At 35.1% G+C, this 16,629-nt stretch carries 29 protein-coding genes; 1 reads left to right on the top strand and 28 read right to left on the bottom strand.

What is annotated here, in order from left to right:
* Window positions 1–13: 13 nt before the first annotated feature.
* The 23 genes from secY to rbr all read right to left on the bottom strand — a co-directional run bounded on the left by secY (window position 14) and on the right by rbr (window position 11,726).
* Window positions 14–1,354: a preprotein translocase subunit SecY gene (gene secY, locus DWZ69_RS10945; RefSeq protein WP_118437048.1), complete on the bottom strand. Its 1,341-nt coding sequence runs from the start codon at window positions 1,352–1,354 to the stop codon at window positions 14–16.
* A gap of 1 nt (window position 1,355) precedes the next feature.
* On the bottom strand, window positions 1,356–1,796 hold the full coding sequence (gene rplO / locus DWZ69_RS10940) for a 50S ribosomal protein L15 (RefSeq protein WP_022165090.1): 441 nt from the start codon (window positions 1,794–1,796) through the stop codon (window positions 1,356–1,358).
* A 20-nt stretch (window positions 1,797–1,816) separates the two neighbouring features.
* Window positions 1,817–1,999: a 50S ribosomal protein L30 gene (rpmD, locus tag DWZ69_RS10935; protein ID WP_022165089.1), complete on the bottom strand. Its 183-nt coding sequence runs from the start codon at window positions 1,997–1,999 to the stop codon at window positions 1,817–1,819.
* Window positions 2,000–2,017: 18 nt separating this feature from the next.
* On the bottom strand, window positions 2,018–2,527 hold the full coding sequence (rpsE, locus tag DWZ69_RS10930; RefSeq protein ID WP_118000545.1) for a 30S ribosomal protein S5: 510 nt from the start codon (window positions 2,525–2,527) through the stop codon (window positions 2,018–2,020).
* A 17-nt stretch (window positions 2,528–2,544) separates the two neighbouring features.
* Complete coding sequence (gene rplR / locus DWZ69_RS10925; RefSeq protein ID WP_118000543.1) at window positions 2,545–2,913, bottom strand: 50S ribosomal protein L18; 369 nt, start codon at window positions 2,911–2,913, stop codon at window positions 2,545–2,547.
* A gap of 16 nt (window positions 2,914–2,929) precedes the next feature.
* Complete coding sequence (rplF, locus tag DWZ69_RS10920) at window positions 2,930–3,469, bottom strand: 50S ribosomal protein L6 (RefSeq protein ID WP_118000541.1); 540 nt, start codon at window positions 3,467–3,469, stop codon at window positions 2,930–2,932.
* 104 nt (window positions 3,470–3,573) lie between these two features.
* Window positions 3,574–3,975, bottom strand: coding sequence for a 30S ribosomal protein S8 (gene rpsH / locus DWZ69_RS10915; protein ID WP_022165552.1), 402 nt, complete (start codon window positions 3,973–3,975; stop codon window positions 3,574–3,576).
* A 27-nt stretch (window positions 3,976–4,002) separates the two neighbouring features.
* Window positions 4,003–4,188 (bottom strand): type Z 30S ribosomal protein S14, encoded by a 186-nt coding sequence (locus DWZ69_RS10910; protein WP_021952764.1) that lies wholly within the window; start codon window positions 4,186–4,188, stop codon window positions 4,003–4,005.
* A 15-nt stretch (window positions 4,189–4,203) separates the two neighbouring features.
* A complete protein-coding gene (gene rplE / locus DWZ69_RS10905; RefSeq protein WP_118000539.1) occupies window positions 4,204–4,743 on the bottom strand; it encodes a 50S ribosomal protein L5 in 540 nt (179 codons plus the stop codon).
* 22 nt (window positions 4,744–4,765) lie between these two features.
* A complete protein-coding gene (gene rplX, locus DWZ69_RS10900) occupies window positions 4,766–5,077 on the bottom strand; it encodes a 50S ribosomal protein L24 (RefSeq protein ID WP_022165554.1) in 312 nt (103 codons plus the stop codon).
* A 12-nt stretch (window positions 5,078–5,089) separates the two neighbouring features.
* On the bottom strand, window positions 5,090–5,458 hold the full coding sequence (rplN, locus tag DWZ69_RS10895) for a 50S ribosomal protein L14 (protein WP_022165555.1): 369 nt from the start codon (window positions 5,456–5,458) through the stop codon (window positions 5,090–5,092).
* 29 nt (window positions 5,459–5,487) lie between these two features.
* A complete protein-coding gene (gene rpsQ, locus DWZ69_RS10890) occupies window positions 5,488–5,748 on the bottom strand; it encodes a 30S ribosomal protein S17 (RefSeq protein ID WP_347475138.1) in 261 nt (86 codons plus the stop codon).
* Between the two features lie 31 nt (window positions 5,749–5,779).
* Entirely contained in the window at window positions 5,780–5,989 is a 210-nt protein-coding gene (gene rpmC / locus DWZ69_RS10885) for a 50S ribosomal protein L29 (protein ID WP_022165556.1), read from the bottom strand.
* A complete protein-coding gene (rplP, locus tag DWZ69_RS10880) occupies window positions 5,979–6,416 on the bottom strand; it encodes a 50S ribosomal protein L16 (protein ID WP_022165557.1) in 438 nt (145 codons plus the stop codon). Before rplP ends, rpmC begins: the two co-directional genes overlap by 11 nt.
* Window positions 6,416–7,063: a 30S ribosomal protein S3 gene (gene rpsC / locus DWZ69_RS10875; protein WP_022165558.1), complete on the bottom strand. Its 648-nt coding sequence runs from the start codon at window positions 7,061–7,063 to the stop codon at window positions 6,416–6,418. The genes rplP and rpsC overlap by 1 nt, the downstream gene beginning before the upstream one ends.
* A 15-nt stretch (window positions 7,064–7,078) precedes the next feature.
* Window positions 7,079–7,465 carry a 50S ribosomal protein L22 gene (gene rplV / locus DWZ69_RS10870; RefSeq protein ID WP_022165559.1) on the bottom strand — a complete coding sequence of 129 codons (387 nt, stop codon included), beginning with the start codon at window positions 7,463–7,465 and terminating at the stop codon, window positions 7,079–7,081.
* 33 nt (window positions 7,466–7,498) lie between these two features.
* Window positions 7,499–7,771 carry a 30S ribosomal protein S19 gene (rpsS, locus tag DWZ69_RS10865; RefSeq protein ID WP_022165560.1) on the bottom strand — a complete coding sequence of 91 codons (273 nt, stop codon included), beginning with the start codon at window positions 7,769–7,771 and terminating at the stop codon, window positions 7,499–7,501.
* Window positions 7,772–7,784: 13 nt separating this feature from the next.
* Window positions 7,785–8,627 (bottom strand): 50S ribosomal protein L2, encoded by an 843-nt coding sequence (gene rplB, locus DWZ69_RS10860; protein ID WP_118000537.1) that lies wholly within the window; start codon window positions 8,625–8,627, stop codon window positions 7,785–7,787.
* 112 nt (window positions 8,628–8,739) lie between these two features.
* The gene (gene rplW, locus DWZ69_RS10855) at window positions 8,740–9,039 is read right to left on the bottom strand and encodes a 50S ribosomal protein L23 (RefSeq protein ID WP_118000535.1); all 300 of its coding nucleotides are present in this window, start codon (window positions 9,037–9,039) and stop codon (window positions 8,740–8,742) included.
* On the bottom strand, window positions 9,039–9,659 hold the full coding sequence (gene rplD / locus DWZ69_RS10850) for a 50S ribosomal protein L4 (RefSeq protein WP_118000533.1): 621 nt from the start codon (window positions 9,657–9,659) through the stop codon (window positions 9,039–9,041). Before rplD ends, rplW begins: the two co-directional genes overlap by 1 nt.
* 23 nt (window positions 9,660–9,682) lie before the next feature.
* On the bottom strand, window positions 9,683–10,312 hold the full coding sequence (gene rplC, locus DWZ69_RS10845; RefSeq protein ID WP_022165564.1) for a 50S ribosomal protein L3: 630 nt from the start codon (window positions 10,310–10,312) through the stop codon (window positions 9,683–9,685).
* Between the two features lie 114 nt (window positions 10,313–10,426).
* Entirely contained in the window at window positions 10,427–10,741 is a 315-nt protein-coding gene (rpsJ, locus tag DWZ69_RS10840; protein WP_022165565.1) for a 30S ribosomal protein S10, read from the bottom strand.
* A 445-nt stretch (window positions 10,742–11,186) separates the two neighbouring features.
* Window positions 11,187–11,726 carry a rubrerythrin gene (gene rbr, locus DWZ69_RS10835; protein WP_118000531.1) on the bottom strand — a complete coding sequence of 180 codons (540 nt, stop codon included), beginning with the start codon at window positions 11,724–11,726 and terminating at the stop codon, window positions 11,187–11,189.
* Between the two features lie 365 nt (window positions 11,727–12,091).
* On the opposite strand from rbr, the gene DWZ69_RS10830 reads away from it, so the two are divergent.
* Window positions 12,092–12,952, top strand: coding sequence for a class I SAM-dependent methyltransferase (locus DWZ69_RS10830; protein WP_118000529.1), 861 nt, complete (start codon window positions 12,092–12,094; stop codon window positions 12,950–12,952).
* 196 nt (window positions 12,953–13,148) lie between these two features.
* On the opposite strand, the gene DWZ69_RS10825 is transcribed toward DWZ69_RS10830, so the two are convergent.
* The 5 genes from DWZ69_RS10825 to DWZ69_RS10805 all read right to left on the bottom strand — a co-directional run.
* The gene (locus tag DWZ69_RS10825) at window positions 13,149–13,787 is read right to left on the bottom strand and encodes a 4'-phosphopantetheinyl transferase superfamily protein (protein WP_118000527.1); all 639 of its coding nucleotides are present in this window, start codon (window positions 13,785–13,787) and stop codon (window positions 13,149–13,151) included.
* Window positions 13,788–13,909: 122 nt separating this feature from the next.
* Window positions 13,910–14,386 (bottom strand): Cys-tRNA(Pro) deacylase, encoded by a 477-nt coding sequence (gene ybaK / locus DWZ69_RS10820; protein ID WP_118000525.1) that lies wholly within the window; start codon window positions 14,384–14,386, stop codon window positions 13,910–13,912.
* Window positions 14,387–14,493: 107 nt separating this feature from the next.
* A complete protein-coding gene (locus DWZ69_RS10815) occupies window positions 14,494–15,045 on the bottom strand; it encodes a DNA-3-methyladenine glycosylase I (protein ID WP_118000523.1) in 552 nt (183 codons plus the stop codon).
* Window positions 15,046–15,247: 202 nt separating this feature from the next.
* On the bottom strand, window positions 15,248–15,997 hold the full coding sequence (gene srtB, locus DWZ69_RS10810; protein WP_158561123.1) for a class B sortase: 750 nt from the start codon (window positions 15,995–15,997) through the stop codon (window positions 15,248–15,250).
* A 259-nt stretch (window positions 15,998–16,256) separates the two neighbouring features.
* Window positions 16,257–16,629: LPXTG cell wall anchor domain-containing protein (locus DWZ69_RS10805; RefSeq protein ID WP_199640875.1), on the bottom strand; the 373-nt coding region annotated here is incomplete at its 5' end.

Genomic DNA, 16,629 nt, shown 5'->3' with positions numbered 1-16,629 from the left:
CCCTAAACTTATGTTAAAATATTCCTTTAATTGTGCTGTAATTCTTTTCTGTTACCATTGACTTAATTGTTTCAAGTGTTTCTAAGATAACACCAACAATGATGATAATAGATGTTCCACCGAATCCAACCTGTGCTCCGAAAATACCAGAAGCTAAAATTGGGATAACGGCTACAATAATAAGACCAATAGCACCAATTAAAATAATGTAATTCAAAATATTTGTTAAATATTCTACAGTTGGCTTACCACTTCTAATACCAGGTATAAATCCACCTCTGTCATTTAAGTTTTTAGCAACTTCACGAGGGTTGAATGTTATTGAAGTATAGAAGTAAGCAAAGAATATTACTAATAATAAGTATACTACAAAACCAATTGAATATTTAATATTTGAAGGATTACACCAGTATGACTGGCTTAAGTAATGTGACCATTCAGGTGACTTACCAAAGAATGATGCAATTACTACAGGGAACTGTAATAATGATGAAGCGAAGATAATTGGAATAACACCTGCAGTATTAACCTTAAGAGGTATATTTGACTGCTGTCCTCCTACCTGTCTTCTTCCCTGTACCTTCTGAGACATTTGTACTGCAATCTTTCTGATTGCGCCCTGAAGAATTACTACCAATACGATGATACCAACTATAACGCCCAAAATAACGCATGCTGATAATAATCTACCACCGATTGACATTCCTTCTTTAAATACAAAGTTCTTGAATAAGTTAGCAATATCACTAGGCATACCTGAAATGATGTTAATTGTAAGAACGATAGAAATACCATTTCCTACACCCTTTTCAGTAATCTGCTCACCAATCCACATTAATACTGCAGAACCGGCTGTCATTGCTAAAATACCTGTTACAATTACACCCCATTTTCTAATGTCGTGCATTGCTGAGTATTTAACAGCATCTGTATCGAAAATTCCCTGATTTCCGAAACCGATAATCATTGCTGTAGATTCGATTAATGCTAATGCTACTGTTAAATAACGTGTAACTTCAGCGATTTTCTTTCTACCTTCTTCACCATCTTTTTGAAGTTCATCAAGTTTTGGTATAGCAATTGTTAACAACTGCATAATGATTGATGCTGTGATGTATGGTGTGATGTTAAGAGCAAAAATTGACATCTTTTCCATCGAACCACCTGTAATAGCTGAGAAGAAACTAAAGTTCTCATTTGCAAAGTTTCTCATAACCTGAGCGATTGCGTCCCCATTCACAAATGGAATAGGGATCTGACAACCAAGTCTCACAACTATTAATATAAAAAATGTGTATAATAATCTTTTTCTGATTTCTTTAACTTTTAATGCTTTCTTGAAGGTTTCTAACATATTAGATCACCTCGCAAGTTCCGCCTGCCGCTTCGATTTTTGCCTTAGCTACTTCACTAAATGCATTTACTTTTACTGTAAGCTTTTTAGTTAATTCACCATCCCCAAGAATCTTAACGCCATCTCTAGCATTTTTGATTACACCTGCTTCAAGTAATGTTTCAACTGTAACAACTGTATCATTTTCGAATCTTTCTAATGCAGTAACATTGATACCAACGATATCTTTTGTATTGATATTAGTGAATCCTCTCTTAGGAATTCTTCTATATAATGGCATCTGACCACCTTCGAAACCAGGTCTAGGGCTTCCTGAACGAGCTTTCTGTCCTTTATGACCTTTACCAGCTGTCTTACCATTTCCTGAACCATGTCCACGGCCTCTTCTGAAATTATCACTATGCTTTGAACCTTCTGCAGGCTTTAAATTTGATAAATCCATTGTCGCACCTCCTATCTAAATTAAATTTCTTCAACTTTAACTAAATGTCTAACTCTCTGAATCATACCTCTGACTGCAGCGTTGTCAGGCATTTCAACTGTCTTGTTAAGCTTTGTAAGTCCTAAAGCTTCAGCTGTCTTTTTATTCTTTGGAACTGCTCCAATTGTTGATTTTACTAAAGTAATTCTTAATTTATCTGCCATTTCTAATTACCTCCCTTATTAGCCTAAAATCTCTTCTACAGTTTTACCGCGAAGTGTAGCTACTTCTTCCGGAGTCTTTAATGCAGCTAATCCTTCAATTGTAGCAAGAACTACGTTCTGCTTATTCTTTGAACCTAAAGACTTTGTACGAATGTTTGTGATACCAGCTAATTCTGCAACACTACGTGCAGGACCACCGGCGATAACTCCAGTACCTTCTTTAGCTCTCTTAAGAAGTACTTCTGCACTTCCGAATTTTCCAATAATGTCGTATGGAATACTATTGTTTTCATCCATAGGAACAGTAATAAGGTTCTTTATAGCATCCTCTTTACCTTTACGAATTGCTTCAGGAATTTCAGCTGCTTTTCCTAAACCTGCACCAACGTGTCCATGTTTATCACCAACTACTACTAAAGCTGCGAAACGCATATTACGTCCACCCTTTACTACCTTAGTAACACGTTTGATAGATACTACTGTCTCTTCTAACTCTAACTGACTTGCATCAATTATATCACGTCTCATGTGTGTTACCTCCTCAACTAAAATTCCAGACCAGCTTCTCTAGCTGCGTCTGCTAATGCCTGAACTTTTCCCTGGTAAATGAAGCCGCCTCTATCAAATACAACTTCCTTAATACCTTTTTCAACTGCTCTTTCTGCAATAACTTTACCAACATATGCTGCGGCATCAACGTTATTAGTTTTTTCTAACTCTTTCTTAACGTCAGCTTCTACTGTAGATGCTGCTACAAGAGTTTTTCCAACTGTATCGTCAATAATCTGAGCATACATATGATTATTACTTCTAAAAACTGCTAAACGTGGACACTCAGTTGTTCCACTTAAATGATTACGCAGTCTGTTATGTTTCTTAACGCGAATTTCGCTTCTAGATTTCTTACTAACCATTCTCTACACTCCTTTATTATTTACCAGTCTTACCAACTTTACGTCTGATAACCTCAGTATCGTACTTGATACCCTTACCCTTATATGGTTCAGGTTCTCTCTTACTTCTGATTTCTGCAGCGTACTGGCCTACTTTTTCTTTATCAATACCTTTTACAATGATTATGTTCTGTCCATCAAGAACTGTTTCGATTCCTTCTGGATCTTCCATTTCAACTGGATGTGAATAACCAAGTGAAAGTACTAACTTCTTACCCTGTTTCTGTGCTCTGTATCCAACACCATTTACTTCAAGTTTCTTTTCGTAACCTTCTGTTACACCAACAACCATGTTGTAAATAAGTGTTCTTGTAAGACCATGTAAAGCTTTGTTTTTCTTTAAATCATTTGGTCTTGATACAACGACTTCTTCACCGTCAACTTTAATGTCCATAGCCTCTGGTAAAACTCTTTCAAGAGTTCCCTTTGGTCCTTTGACAGTCACTTTATTATTTTCTGCTACTTCAACAGTTACACCTGATGGAATAGCGATAGGCATTCTTCCTATACGTGACATTTCGCCTTACCTCCTTATATTTCGTCTAAATAGTGATGAACATAGTGTGAATAATGAAGATTTCTCTTCATATTCACTTGTTCATATTACACTGTTTAAATTAATTACCAAACGAATGCGAGAACTTCTCCACCTACGTTTGCTTTTCTAGCTTCTTTATCTGTAATCACACCTTTGTTTGTTGATATGATTGCTGTTCCAAGTCCACCAAGAACTCTTGGTAATTCATCTTTTCCAGCATAAACACGAAGACCAGGTTTTGAAATCTTCTTGATTCCTGTAATAACTCTGTCGTTCTTGTCTGCACCATATTTTAATGTGATTCTAATTGTCTTGAAGTTTCCTTCTTCTAAAACTTCATACTTTGTGATATATCCTTCATTTACAAGAATTTCAGCAATAGCTAATTTCATCTTTGATGCAGGAACATCTACAGTATCATGTTTTGCAGTATTTGCATTACGAATTCTTGTAAGCATATCTGCGATTGGATCACTCATAGTCATAGTTTACTTCCTCCTTCAAATTTTCTCTTACCAGCTTGCTTTCTTAACGCCTGGTATCTGTCCTTTATATGCTAATTCACGGAAGCAAATTCTGCAGATTCCGTATTTCTTTAAATAAGCATGTGGACGACCACAGATTCTACAACGGTTGTAAGCCTGTGTTGAGAATTTAGCTTTTCTTTGCTGTTTAACTTTCATAGCAGTTCTAGCCATGGGTCTACCTCCTAATTACTTTGCAAATGGCATGTTAAATTGTGCCAATAATTCACGAGCTTCTTCATCAGTGTTAGCTGTAGTAACAAAGATAATGTCCATACCTCTAACCTTATCAACCTTATCGTATTCGATTTCTGGGAAAATAATCTGTTCTTTAATACCAAGAGCGTAGTTTCCTCTTCCATCAAATGCATTTGGATTAACACCTCTAAAGTCTCTTACACGAGGAAGTGCTAGATTTACTAATCTATCTAAGAATTCATACATTCTTTCTCCTCTAAGAGTAACCTTACATCCGATTGGCTGTCCTTCTCTTAACTTGAAGTTAGCTACTGAATTTTTAGCTCTTGTTACAACAGCCTTCTGACCTGTAATTGTTTCAAGATCTTTAACAGCTGTGTCTAAGATTTTAGCGTTTTCCTTTGCTTCGCCAACACCCATGTTTATAACAATCTTATCGAGTTTTGGAATCTGCATAACATTCTTATACTCGAACTTCTTCTGCATTTCATCCTTAATCTCGTTTAAATACTTTTCTTTAAGTCTGCTCAACTTTCTGGACCTCCTCTCTCAATTAATCGATTACGTCGCCTGTCTTCTTGGCAATACGTACTTTCTTTCCATCTTCTACTTTGAATCCAACTCTTGTAACCTGTCCTTTTACAACAAGCATAACGTTAGATACATTAATAGGTCCTTCCTGAGTTACGATTCCACCGTTCTGGTTCTGAGCACTTGGCTTAGTATGCTTTGTATGCATATTAACACCTTCAACTGTTACTGTACCCTTTTTAACATCAACGGCAACAACCTTACCTTCTTTACCTTTATCTTTACCTGCGATAACCTTTACAGTATCGCCCTTTTTAATCTTCATAGCTGACATTATGCGTACCTCCTATAAAACTTCAGGTGCTAAAGATACTATTCTCATAAATTTCTTATCTCTTAATTCTCTAGCAACTGGCCCAAAAATACGAGTTCCTCTTGGGGACATATCATCTTTTATAATTACAGCAGCATTTTCGTCAAATCTGATGTATGAACCATCTTTACGACGAGCGCCTTTAACAGTACGAACTACTACGGCTCTTACAACGTCACCTTTTTTGACAACTCCGCCTGGTGTTGCATCTTTAACAGTAGCAACGATAACATCACCAATGTTAGCATATCTTCTAGTAGATCCGCCCATTACTCTGATTGTAAGTAATTCTTTAGCGCCTGTATTATCAGCAACTTTAAGTCTACTCTCCTGTTGAATCATGCTGTATTCCTCCTATCTCTATATAAGGCCTATTTAGCCTTTTCAATAATTTCAACAAGTCTCCATCTCTTATCCTTTGAAAGTGGTCTTGTTTCCATAACTTTTACTGTATCACCGATACCGCACTGGTTTTCTTCGTCATGAGCTTTTAATTTGTAAGTTCTCTTAACGATTTTGTTATATAAAGGATGCTTTACATGATCCTCTACAGCAACAACGATTGTCTTATCCATCTTGTCGCTGACAACTTTTCCTGTACGTGTTTTTCTTAAATTTCTTTCCACAACAATTCTCCTTTCTTAATTAGGGATTAACCTGTAACTATTCAGCAGCATTTGCCTTTTCAACTATTAAAGTCTGAATTCTGGCAATGTTTTTTCTAACTTCTTTAATTCTGCTTGTGTTATCTAACTGGTTTGTTGCGTTCTGGAATCTTAAATTGAAAAGTTCCTTTTTAGCAGCTACTAATTCATCTTCTAATTCTGCAGCTGATTTTGCTCTTAAATCTTCTACATATTCCTTAATTTTCACTGTTATCACCGCCTTCTAAATCTTCACGAGATACAACCTTGCATTTAATTGGAAGTTTGTGTGTTGCAAGACGTAATGCTTCTTTAGCCACTTCATCAGGGACTCCTGAAATTTCGAACATTACTCTTCCTGGCTTAACTACTGCTACCCAATATTCAAGTGCACCTTTACCTTTACCCATTCGAGTTTCAGCTGGTGTAGCTGTTACTGGCTTGTCTGGGAAAATCTTGATCCAAACTTTACCACCACGCTTTACGTAACGTGTCATAGCAATTCTGGCAGCTTCAATCTGATTTGACTTAACCCAACCAGGTTCCATTGCTACGATACCATATTCACCATATGAAATCTTGTTTCCTCTAGTTGCTTTTCCTCTCATAGAACCACGGAACTGTTTTCTATGTTTAACTCTTTTTGGCATTAACATTATTTATCGCTCCCTTCTTTAGTTGGAAGTATTTCGCCGTTGTAAATCCAAACCTTTACACCTACTTTTCCGTAAGTTGTATCAGCTTCCGCGAAACCATAATCGATATCAGCACGTAATGTCTGAAGTGGAATTGTTCCTTCGCTGTAGAACTCTGTACGAGCCATATCAGCACCACCAAGACGTCCTGATGTTGAAGCCTTAATTCCTAAAGCTCCAGCCTTCATTGTTCTAGACATTGCAGACTTCATAGCCCTTCTGAAAGATACACGGTTTTCTAACTGCTGTGCAATGTTTTCTGCAACAAGCTGTGCATCCTTATCAGGTCTCTTAACGTCTTTAACGTCCATGAACAACTTCTTATCTGTCATTTTCTGAACTTCAGCTTTAACTTTTTCTATTTCAGCGCCACCTTTTCCGATTACAAGACCAGGCTTAGCTGTGTAAACATTAACTCTTACTCTGTCAGATGATCTTTCGATTTCAATCTTAGAAACACCTGTACTGTATAATCTCTTCTTTAAGTATGTTCTGATTTTGTAGTCTTCAACTAGGTTGTCAGCAAAATCAGCTTCTGCATACCATCTTGAGTCCCAGTCTTTAATAACTCCGACTCTTAATCCATGTGGATTAACTTTCTGTCCCATACTTTGCCTCCTATCTTATCTCTCATCAAGCACAATAGTAATGTGGCTGTTTCTCTTTAAGATTCTATAAGCTCTACCCTGTGCTCTAGGTTTGATTCTCTTCATTGTAGGTGCTGAATTTGCATAGCATTCTGCAATGTAAAGTTTACTAACATCCATGTTATTGTTGTTTTCAGCATTTGCAATAGCTGAATTTAATAATTTCAAAATTACGCTTGATGCATATCTTGGGTTGTATGTTAAAATACCGATTGCTGTTTCAACATCTTTACCTCTGATGGCATCTAAAACGAAGCATGCCTTCTGTACAGACACTCTAGCGTAAGATAACTTAGCTGATGGTCTTGTATCTTTATTAGCATTTCTCTCTCTCTTTATCTGGGATCTATGTCCTTTTGCCATAGATGAGACCTCCTTTCAAATTCTAACGGTTATTTAACCTCTCTTTTCGTCTTTTCCGTGTCCTCTGTAAGTTCTAGTAGAAACGAATTCACCAAGTTTATGTCCAACCATATCTTCTGTAACATATACTGGAACATGCTTTCTACCATCATGGACAGCGATTGTGTGTCCAACCATCTGTGGGAAAATTGTTGAACGTCTTGACCAAGTCTTAACAACTGTCTTTTCATCAGTTTCGTTCAATGCTTCAATCTTCTTCATTAAGCTCTCATCCGCAAATGGGCCTTTTTTTAATGATCTAGCCATTAGTTTCTACCTCCTATTTCATGTTCTTTCCGTCACGTCTTCTAACGATCATCTTGTTTGACTTCTTATTCTTCTTACGAGTCTTTAAGCCAAGTGCTGGTTTACCCCAAGGTGTACATGGACCTGGACGACCAACTGGTGCACGTCCTTCACCACCACCGTGTGGATGGTCATTAGGGTTCATAACAGAACCACGAACTGTAGGTCTGATACCCATATTACGCTTACGTCCTGCTTTACCAATGTTTACAAGACCGTGTTCAATATTACCAACAGTACCAATTGTTGCTCTGCAAACTAAAGGTACTAATCTCATTTCTCCTGAAGGAAGTCTTAATGTTGCATATTTTCCTTCCTTAGCCATTAACTGAGCTACGTTTCCGGCAGCACGAACTAACTGTCCACCCTTTCCTGGATATAACTCAATGTTGTGGATTTCTGTACCAACTGGGATAGCTGATAATGGTAAGCAGTTACCAACTTTAACTTCAGCGTTTTCACCATTCATAAGTACATCGCCAACTTTTAATCCGTTAGGAGCAAGGATATAAGTCTTTTCACCATCAGCGTAGCAAATTAATGCGATGTTTGCTGTTCTGTTTGGATCATATTCAATACTCTTAACTGTTGCTGGAATATCAACTTTGTTTCTCTTAAAGTCGATAATTCTATATTTTCTTCTAGAACCACCACCATGGTGTCTAACTGTTATTTTACCCTGATTGTTACGACCAGCTGTTTTCTTGAGAGATACTGTTAAAGACTTCTCTGGTGCTGCCTTTGTAATCTCTGCATTGTCAAGCATAGTCATAGCTCTTCTTGAAGGTGTGTATGGGTTAAATGTCTTAATTCCCATTTTAATTCTCCTTTCAAACTAAACATTTATTATCACGCTTGTTTCTGCGTCTAACTATTTCCTGTAAGCGATAAGGTATCCTCCCACTTTGTGGGTCCCTCCTTACCGCAATCTATAAACCAGCGAAGATTTCAATATCTGCACTGTCTTCTGTTAACTGAACGATAGCTTTCTTCTTAGCTGCTGTCTTTCCAGTTACATAACCACGTCTACGGTTCTTGCCGTTTAAGTTCATTGTGCTAACGCTTTCTACTTTTGCTCCTTCGAACATTTTTTCAACTGCATCTGCAACCTGTGACTTAGTAGCTTCTGTGTGAACGTAGAATGTATATTTCTTTTCTGCCATAGCGTTCATACTTTTTTCAGTAATAACTGGTGAAAGTATAACGTCATAATATTTAATATCTGCCATTATGCGTACACCTCCTCAATTGTTGCTACAGCTGCTTTTTCAACTACTAATGTATCGTACTTAAGAATGTCGTATACATTGATTGTGTTTGTTAAAGCAGTTTTCACTGTAGGGATGTTCTTAGCTGATTTTACTGTGTTAGCATCATTTTCGTTTAATACTACTAATGCCTTGTCAGCCTTTAAGTTTGCCATAACCTTTGCAAATTCCTTTGTCTTAGGAGCTTCAAACTTAAGTTCATCAACTACGATTAACTTTCCTTCATTAACTCTTGATGTTAATGCTGATTTAAGAGCTAATCTCTTTTCTTTCTTATTCATCTTAAATGAATAATCTCTTGGTGTTGGAGCGAATACAACTCCACCGCCTGTCCACTGTGGAGATCTTGTTGAACCCTGTCTTGCATGACCAGTTCCTTTCTGTCTCCATGGTTTTCTTCCGCCACCGCTAACTTCTGAACGAGTTTTAGCTTTCTGTGTACCCTGGCGTTTGTTTGCGAGCTGGCTTACAACAGCCTGATGTACTAAGTTTTCATTAACTTCAACACCAAATACTGCATCGCTAAGTTCGATTGTTCCGACTTCGCTTCCTTCCATATTTAAAACAGATACTTTTGCCATCTGTGCGTTCCTCCTTTCAAATACTACTTACCGGCTTTAACAGATTCTTTAATTGTTACTAAAGCTTTCTTAGGTCCCGGTACAGCACCTTTAACTAAGAGTAAGTTCTTTTCTGCGTCAACTCTAACGATTTCAAGGTTCTGAGTTGTAACCTTCTTGCCACCCATGTGACCAGGCATTCTCTTTCCTTTAAATACCTTACTTGGTGATGAACAAGCACCGTTTGAACCAGCATGTCTATGATACTTTGAACCATGAGCCATAGGTCCTCTTGACTGTCCATGTCTCTTAATTGCGCCCTGGAATCCTTTTCCCTTTGCAATTGCAGTTGCGTCAACCTTATCTCCAGCTTCAAAAATTTCAGCCTTGATTTCGTCTTTAACTGCGTATTCACCTTCGAGTTTAAATTCTCTTACATATCTCTTGTAAGATACGCCTGCCTTGTCAAACATTCCCTTAACTGGTTTGTTAACAAGTTTTTCTCTGATATCTTCGAAACCAACCTGTACTGCATCGTAACCGTCGTTTTCAACTGTCTTAACCTGTGTTACTACACAAGGTCCAGCCTGAAGAACTGTTACTGGTACTAATTCGCCAGCTTCGTTGAAGATCTGAGTCATTCCAACTTTTTTCGCTAAAATAGCTTTCTTCATTTTAATTACCTCCTGTTAATCTACAGCGGATCGCTTTCCGCGATCATCCTAGAACAGTTCATAACTAATCCGTCTGATTAATTATCTATATAAACCTTCAAGGATAATTTCTCACTATTTGTTTTTCATTTTGATATCAATATAAACACCTGCTGGCATTTCAAGCTTTGATAAAGCTTCTACTGCCTTCTGGTTTGGAGTAATGATATCGATGAGTCTCTTATGAGTTCTCTGTTCAAACTGCTCTCTTGAATCTTTGTACTTATGAACAGCTCTAAGAATAGTAACTACTTCTTTCTTAGTTGGTAGAGGTACTGGACCACTAACTTCTGTTCCTGTCTTCTTTGCAGTTTCAACAATTTTCTTAGCTGACTGATCTACTAATTTGTGATCGTAAGCCTTAAGTGTAATTCTCATTACTTGTGCCATAAAAAAAGCCGCCTCCTTTTCGTACTATTTAGCACGACAAGCGGTGACCGTACAACCTTTCCGTGCGTGTCGTATTCTCTACAACTTTGCATGGACGTTTCCACTCTATGGTGGACTCAATTATTTGTACAGTGACTTGTCGCCAGTTTCCTAACTTGACATTCGCTCCACGGAAAACCTACATATATGTAATGTAGCAACCTCACGTTTCAACGCTATCATGTCACAGCAAGAGTTATCATAACACAACTCTTTTCTAAATGCAATACCCTTTTTCAAAAAGTTTTAAGTTTGCAAAATGTTTCTTTTTTCTTCAATAAACATTTAGGCAATCCTATATCTTGACTATTTTTCATAAACAAACACCTCCGACAATATACACAACCAGTATATACATTGCCAAAGGTGTTTTCAATACATGACCTATGTTTTACATTTCTGCTATTTAGTAATTCTCAGCATGTACTTCAAAGAAGCTCTGTGGGTGATTACATACAGGGCAAACTTCCGGTGCTTTTGTTCCTACGCAAATGTGACCGCAGTTTCTGCATTCCCATACTTTTACTTCACTCTTTTCAAATACCTGTGCTGTTTCAATATTCTTAAGTAAAGCACGATATCTTTCTTCGTGATGTTTTTCAATTTCTGCAACTAAACGGAATTTCTTTGCTAGTTCAGGGAAACCTTCTTCTTCCGCTGTCTTTGCAAATCCTTCATACATGTCTGTCCATTCGAAATTTTCACCTTCAGCTGCTGCTGCAAGGTTTTCTGATGTATCTCCCAAACCGCTTAATTCTTTGAACCACATTTTTGCATGTTCTTTTTCATTGTCTGCTGTCTTTAAGAATAATGAAGAAATCTGTTCATATCCTTCCTTCTTTGCAACTGACGCAAAATATGTGTATTTATTTCTAGCCTGTGATTCTCCTGCAAATGCAGCCTCTAAGTTTTTCTCTGTCTGTGTTCCCTCATATTTATTTGTCATAACGCTACCTCCAAATTTTGTATATTTTGTAATTAAAATAATTATAACACAACACTTCATAGAAACAACCTTTTATTGTTTCTAATTCTTTTATATTTTTAGCCTTTTCAACTTTTAACACTTAATAAACTTTAATTACTTTTAATTGTTTATTGATGCTTTCTATGTTAATATATTAGCGGTTATTAAATAATGGATTTTGCAATACATTATTGATTATTTAAAAATAAATTATTAATTATTTAAATATTATATTTCAGGATGCATTATGAACTAATCATACAAGATATTAAAAATCATATTATAATAGGAAGTAACCTATTAAATACTTAACTTTAAATTTTAACGATAAAGAGGATTAATTTATGTGGATTGCAGATAATTGGAAAGATTATGAAGTTATAGATACTTCAACAGGAGAAAAATTAGAGAGATGGGGTGACTATCTTTTAGTCAGACCTGACCCTCAGGTTATTTGGAACACTCCAAAGAAAAACAAAGGCTGGCACAAGCACAACGGTCACTATCACAGAAGCAACAAAGGCGGTGGAAAATGGGACTTTTTCAATTTGCCTGAGCAATGGACAATTAATTATAAGAACCTAACATTTAATCTTAAACCTTTTAGTTTTAAACATACAGGATTATTTCCGGAACAGGCTACTAACTGGGACTGGTTTTCAGAGAAAATTCGCAATGCCGGTAGACCTGTTAAGGTATTAAACCTTTTTGCTTATACAGGTGGGGCTACTTTGGCTGCTCTAGAAGCCGGTGCTCACGTTACACATGTTGACGCTTCAAAGGGAATGGTTACATGGGCAAAAGAAAATGCAGTTTCTTCAGGATTAGCTGACAGACCTGTTAGATGGTTAGTGGATGACTGTGTTAAATTTGTAGAGAGAGAAATTCGTCGTGGAAACAAATATGATGGAATCATTATGGATCCACCTTCTTACGGTAGAGGTCCAAAGGGAGAAACTTGGAAAATTGAGGAAAGCATTTTTCCATTTGTGGAATTATGTACAAATATTTTAAGCGATGACCCATTGTTCTTCCTAATCAACTCATACACAACCGGATTACAACCGGCAGTTTTAAATTATATGATTAACACTGCTATTGTGCCAAAGTTTGGTGGAAAAGTTGAAGCAGAAGAAATTGGGCTTCCTGTATCATCGAATGGTCTTGTTTTACCTTGTGGGGCTTCAGGACGTTGGAGTAAATAACAATGTGAAATATTATAACAAATTTTAAAATTTCAAAAAAATAGCTATGATTTTAACATACTGTTTTTAAGTTAATCAGTAATCAGATTACTAAGACCTTTTAAACAATACATAAAATCATAGCTGCTTTTTTATAAATTTTACTAATCTACTTTTAGATTATATTTCTAAATTATTCTTTTTATATTCTTGCAAATTAGATTTCCACTTCTTCCATAGTAAATTCTTTGTCCCTAATGTCAGAGCAAATCGCCATTATATAAAGTTTATCCAATTTTATTTGTAAGATGGCATAACCAGGATTGTCGATAATTCTTGGATTGCCATGACTTAAATCTATTTCAAATGAATTCAAAGGTTTCCTTAATCCTATTCCAATATTTTTTAGGTACGCTTCCTTTATTGTCCATATTTCATGGAAACGCTGTCTTTGAATTTCGTAGTTATCATTTTCATTGATATAAGCACATTCATTGGCACAGAAATTTTTTTCAGCAATAAGATGGTTATGTTTTTCCATTCTTTGAATATCTATACCAATATTAAAATCCGAAACCACTATAACAACATAATTTCCAGAATGAGAAATATTAAAAGACATCCTCGTTCTTGTAAAGTGAGGTTTTCCATTTTTGGCAACCATTATTTCATCTCTTATATCAAATTTTTCACGGATATAGTTAATAAGCAATCCTGCTCCCAGACATCTTAACTTGTCATCTGTTTTCTTTAAACGTTCTATTTTTGCAAGTCTTCTCGGACTTACTTCTTTTACTTTTTCTGCAAATATATTTTTATTTCTAAGTGGTGTTATATTAAAGTAATAAACCTTCATTTCATTTCCTCTTCTATTTTATATTTTCCTTAAATTATTCCGCATCTCTGCTAAATCTTAACATTATAATTCTATAATGTTAAGATTTTTGCCGGCTGTTGTTTATAGGCTATTGTTTGCCATTATTCTGTAATATCTGCCAGTTGAAATTTTATAACATTTTCCAAATCAGTTAAAGACAATTCTACCTGATAACCAATCTTTCCACCGCTAAACATAATTGTATCGTAATTTTTTGCAGTTTCATCAATTGTTGTTTTAAAAAATTTCTTCATTCCAATCGGTGAGCATCCTCCATGAATGTATCCTGTAAGAGGCAACAGTTCTTTTGATTTAAGCATTTCTATTTTTTTCTCACCAACAGCTTTTGCCGCTTTCTTTAAATCAAGTTCTTTAGAAACAGGAACTAAAAACACATAATAACTCTTTGATTTTGACACTGTTACCAAAGTCTTAAACACAGCATTTGGATCCTGACCTAATGTTTTCGCCACCTCATCTCCTGCTATTGCTTCTGTAGCAACATAGTTATGACTTTTGTATTTAATCTTTTTGCTATCTAATACTCTCATTACATTTGTTTTTTCTTCTTTTTTCATTTTAGATTCCTTCTTTTTCATTTGCTTTGTTTATATAGATTAATATTAATATAATTTTATATTAATATTAACCTGCATTAATTTGCATTTATAGTATTGATTTCATTTTAATTTCCATGAAACAAAAAGCAACCTGGTTCATGGGAATTTATTATGCCTATTGCCTGTAAATAAGAATAAATAATAGTGCTTCCAACAAAACTCATCCCTCTTTTTATTAGATCCTTTGAAATAGTATCTGACAATTGTGATGTAGTTTTGTCATATTCATATACTATTTTATTGTTTGTAAAGCCCCAAATATAATTATTGAAACTGCCAAACTCATTTATAATATTTTTAAATGCTTTTGCGTTTTTTACGGCTGCTGCAATTTTTAACCTATTTCGTATTATGCCTGGGTTGTTTTTTAATTCTTCCAACTTTTCATCATCATAATGGCAAATCTTATCCAGATCAAAATTATCAAAAGCTTCTATGAATGCTTCTCTTTTGTTTAGCACACATTCCCATGACAAGCCTGCCTGAAACCCTTCTAATATTAGCATTTCAAAAAGTTTTTGGTCGTCATGAATAGGTACGCCCCATTCCTTGTCATGATACTCCACATACTTTTTATTTTTTTCGTTAACCCAATGACACTTTTTTACTTCCTGCATTTTTTATCCTTATCTTTTAGTACAAGCAAATTTCTTGCGTTTTTATTCTTGTTTAAAATTCACGTTTTTGCTTCTTAATATTTATGAGAATCTTTTACTTCCAGTGTTTTCATTTTTTCATTTCCAACAGTCAATTATATAGCATTTGCAAAACTATTACAATTTACTATTTCATTTTTTGCACACAATTTATGTAAACATACTATTTTATTTTTTTACACACGATTACCATTCTGCTATTTTCGTTTGTATTTTCGCAAGTTGACAATGAAATTATTTTATCCTTATAAGTTATTTTTTCATTAGTGTTATAAAGACTTCGTTTAGAAATTTCATTAATATATTTATTTATTTTCTTTTTACCTGACCAATATGCCACGTTGTAATACTCAAAGGATTTTTTTACATTTACTTCCGAAACAAATGCGTATACCACCAAATATTTCCCGCTGTCTTTTATTGTATCAAATTGCACATACTTGTGTTCCTTGTAAAAATCCACATTTTTGTATTTTATCAAATCAGAGAACATTGTTCCGTTTTTCATATGATGACCATAAATTATAGTATTAAAATCCATAGGATCAACAGAACACTTTTCTCCTACAAATGGTGTTCCATATATTGAGTCCTCTTTTTTGAAATTGTGCATTAAATAAAAATCATAGGGTTTTGTAGTCTTCATAACAGGATAATTGATTTTTGTACCTTTAATTTTTATCCATCCTACAAAGTCGCTGTTTTCCTCGTATAACTTTGCATATTTCTTTTGAATATTATTTCCCTTAGCCTTTACCAACCCCTTCTGATTATTGTCTATTTTTTTCTCAATTGACGTAAAAATTTTCTTCTGTTCATGAGCCTGATAAAAGTACGTTACTATTTTATAGCCACTAACAGCCATTATTGCTATTAATATTATGGGGATTATTTTATCTTTAACTTTTTGCATTATTGTTTCCTTTACCTGTATAATTGCTTTTGCTCTTTTAATTTTACATTTATCTGATTTTTTTTCAATATGCATATTTTCAATTATAAAATTGTTGGATAAGCATTTTACTTTCTTTTCGCATCAGGATGCCTCCCTAGTGGAAGGTTTTTTATAATAATAATTTGCAGAGGAATTTCTTATTACACAAAAACGCCCTGGCTAATACATGATAAGTATTAGTCAGAGCATCTCTCAAAATTTATAAAGGAGTATTTAATTATTTGTTAGCTTTTCTTCTTGATGCATAAAAAATGTATGCACCTAATGCTAATGCAAAGATTCCAATAAACCAAAGAATGTTTGATGCTTCTCCTGTTTGAGCAGTATTTAATGAACCACTATTTGAAGAACTTTCATTTCCACTATTATTGTTATTATTTTTGTTGTTTTTGCCTTTAGCATTGTTGTTCTTATTTAAACTACCATTTTCACTTCCACTCTTTGATGTGGCTCTCTGTGACTTCTTGGTTGTCTTTTTACCTTTATTTTTCTTTGTTGTTTTTTTATTTGTTTCTCCAGCAGTTGTTGTAACACCTGTTTTTTCACTAGACGTTTCAGATATTGCCTGTGGTGTTGTCACTGGTGTTGTA

This window comes from Eubacterium sp. AF34-35BH, assembly GCF_003477765.1.
GTDB lineage: Bacteria > Bacillota > Clostridia > Lachnospirales > Lachnospiraceae > Eubacterium_G.
This window is presented reverse-complemented; position numbering and strand designations above follow the sequence as displayed.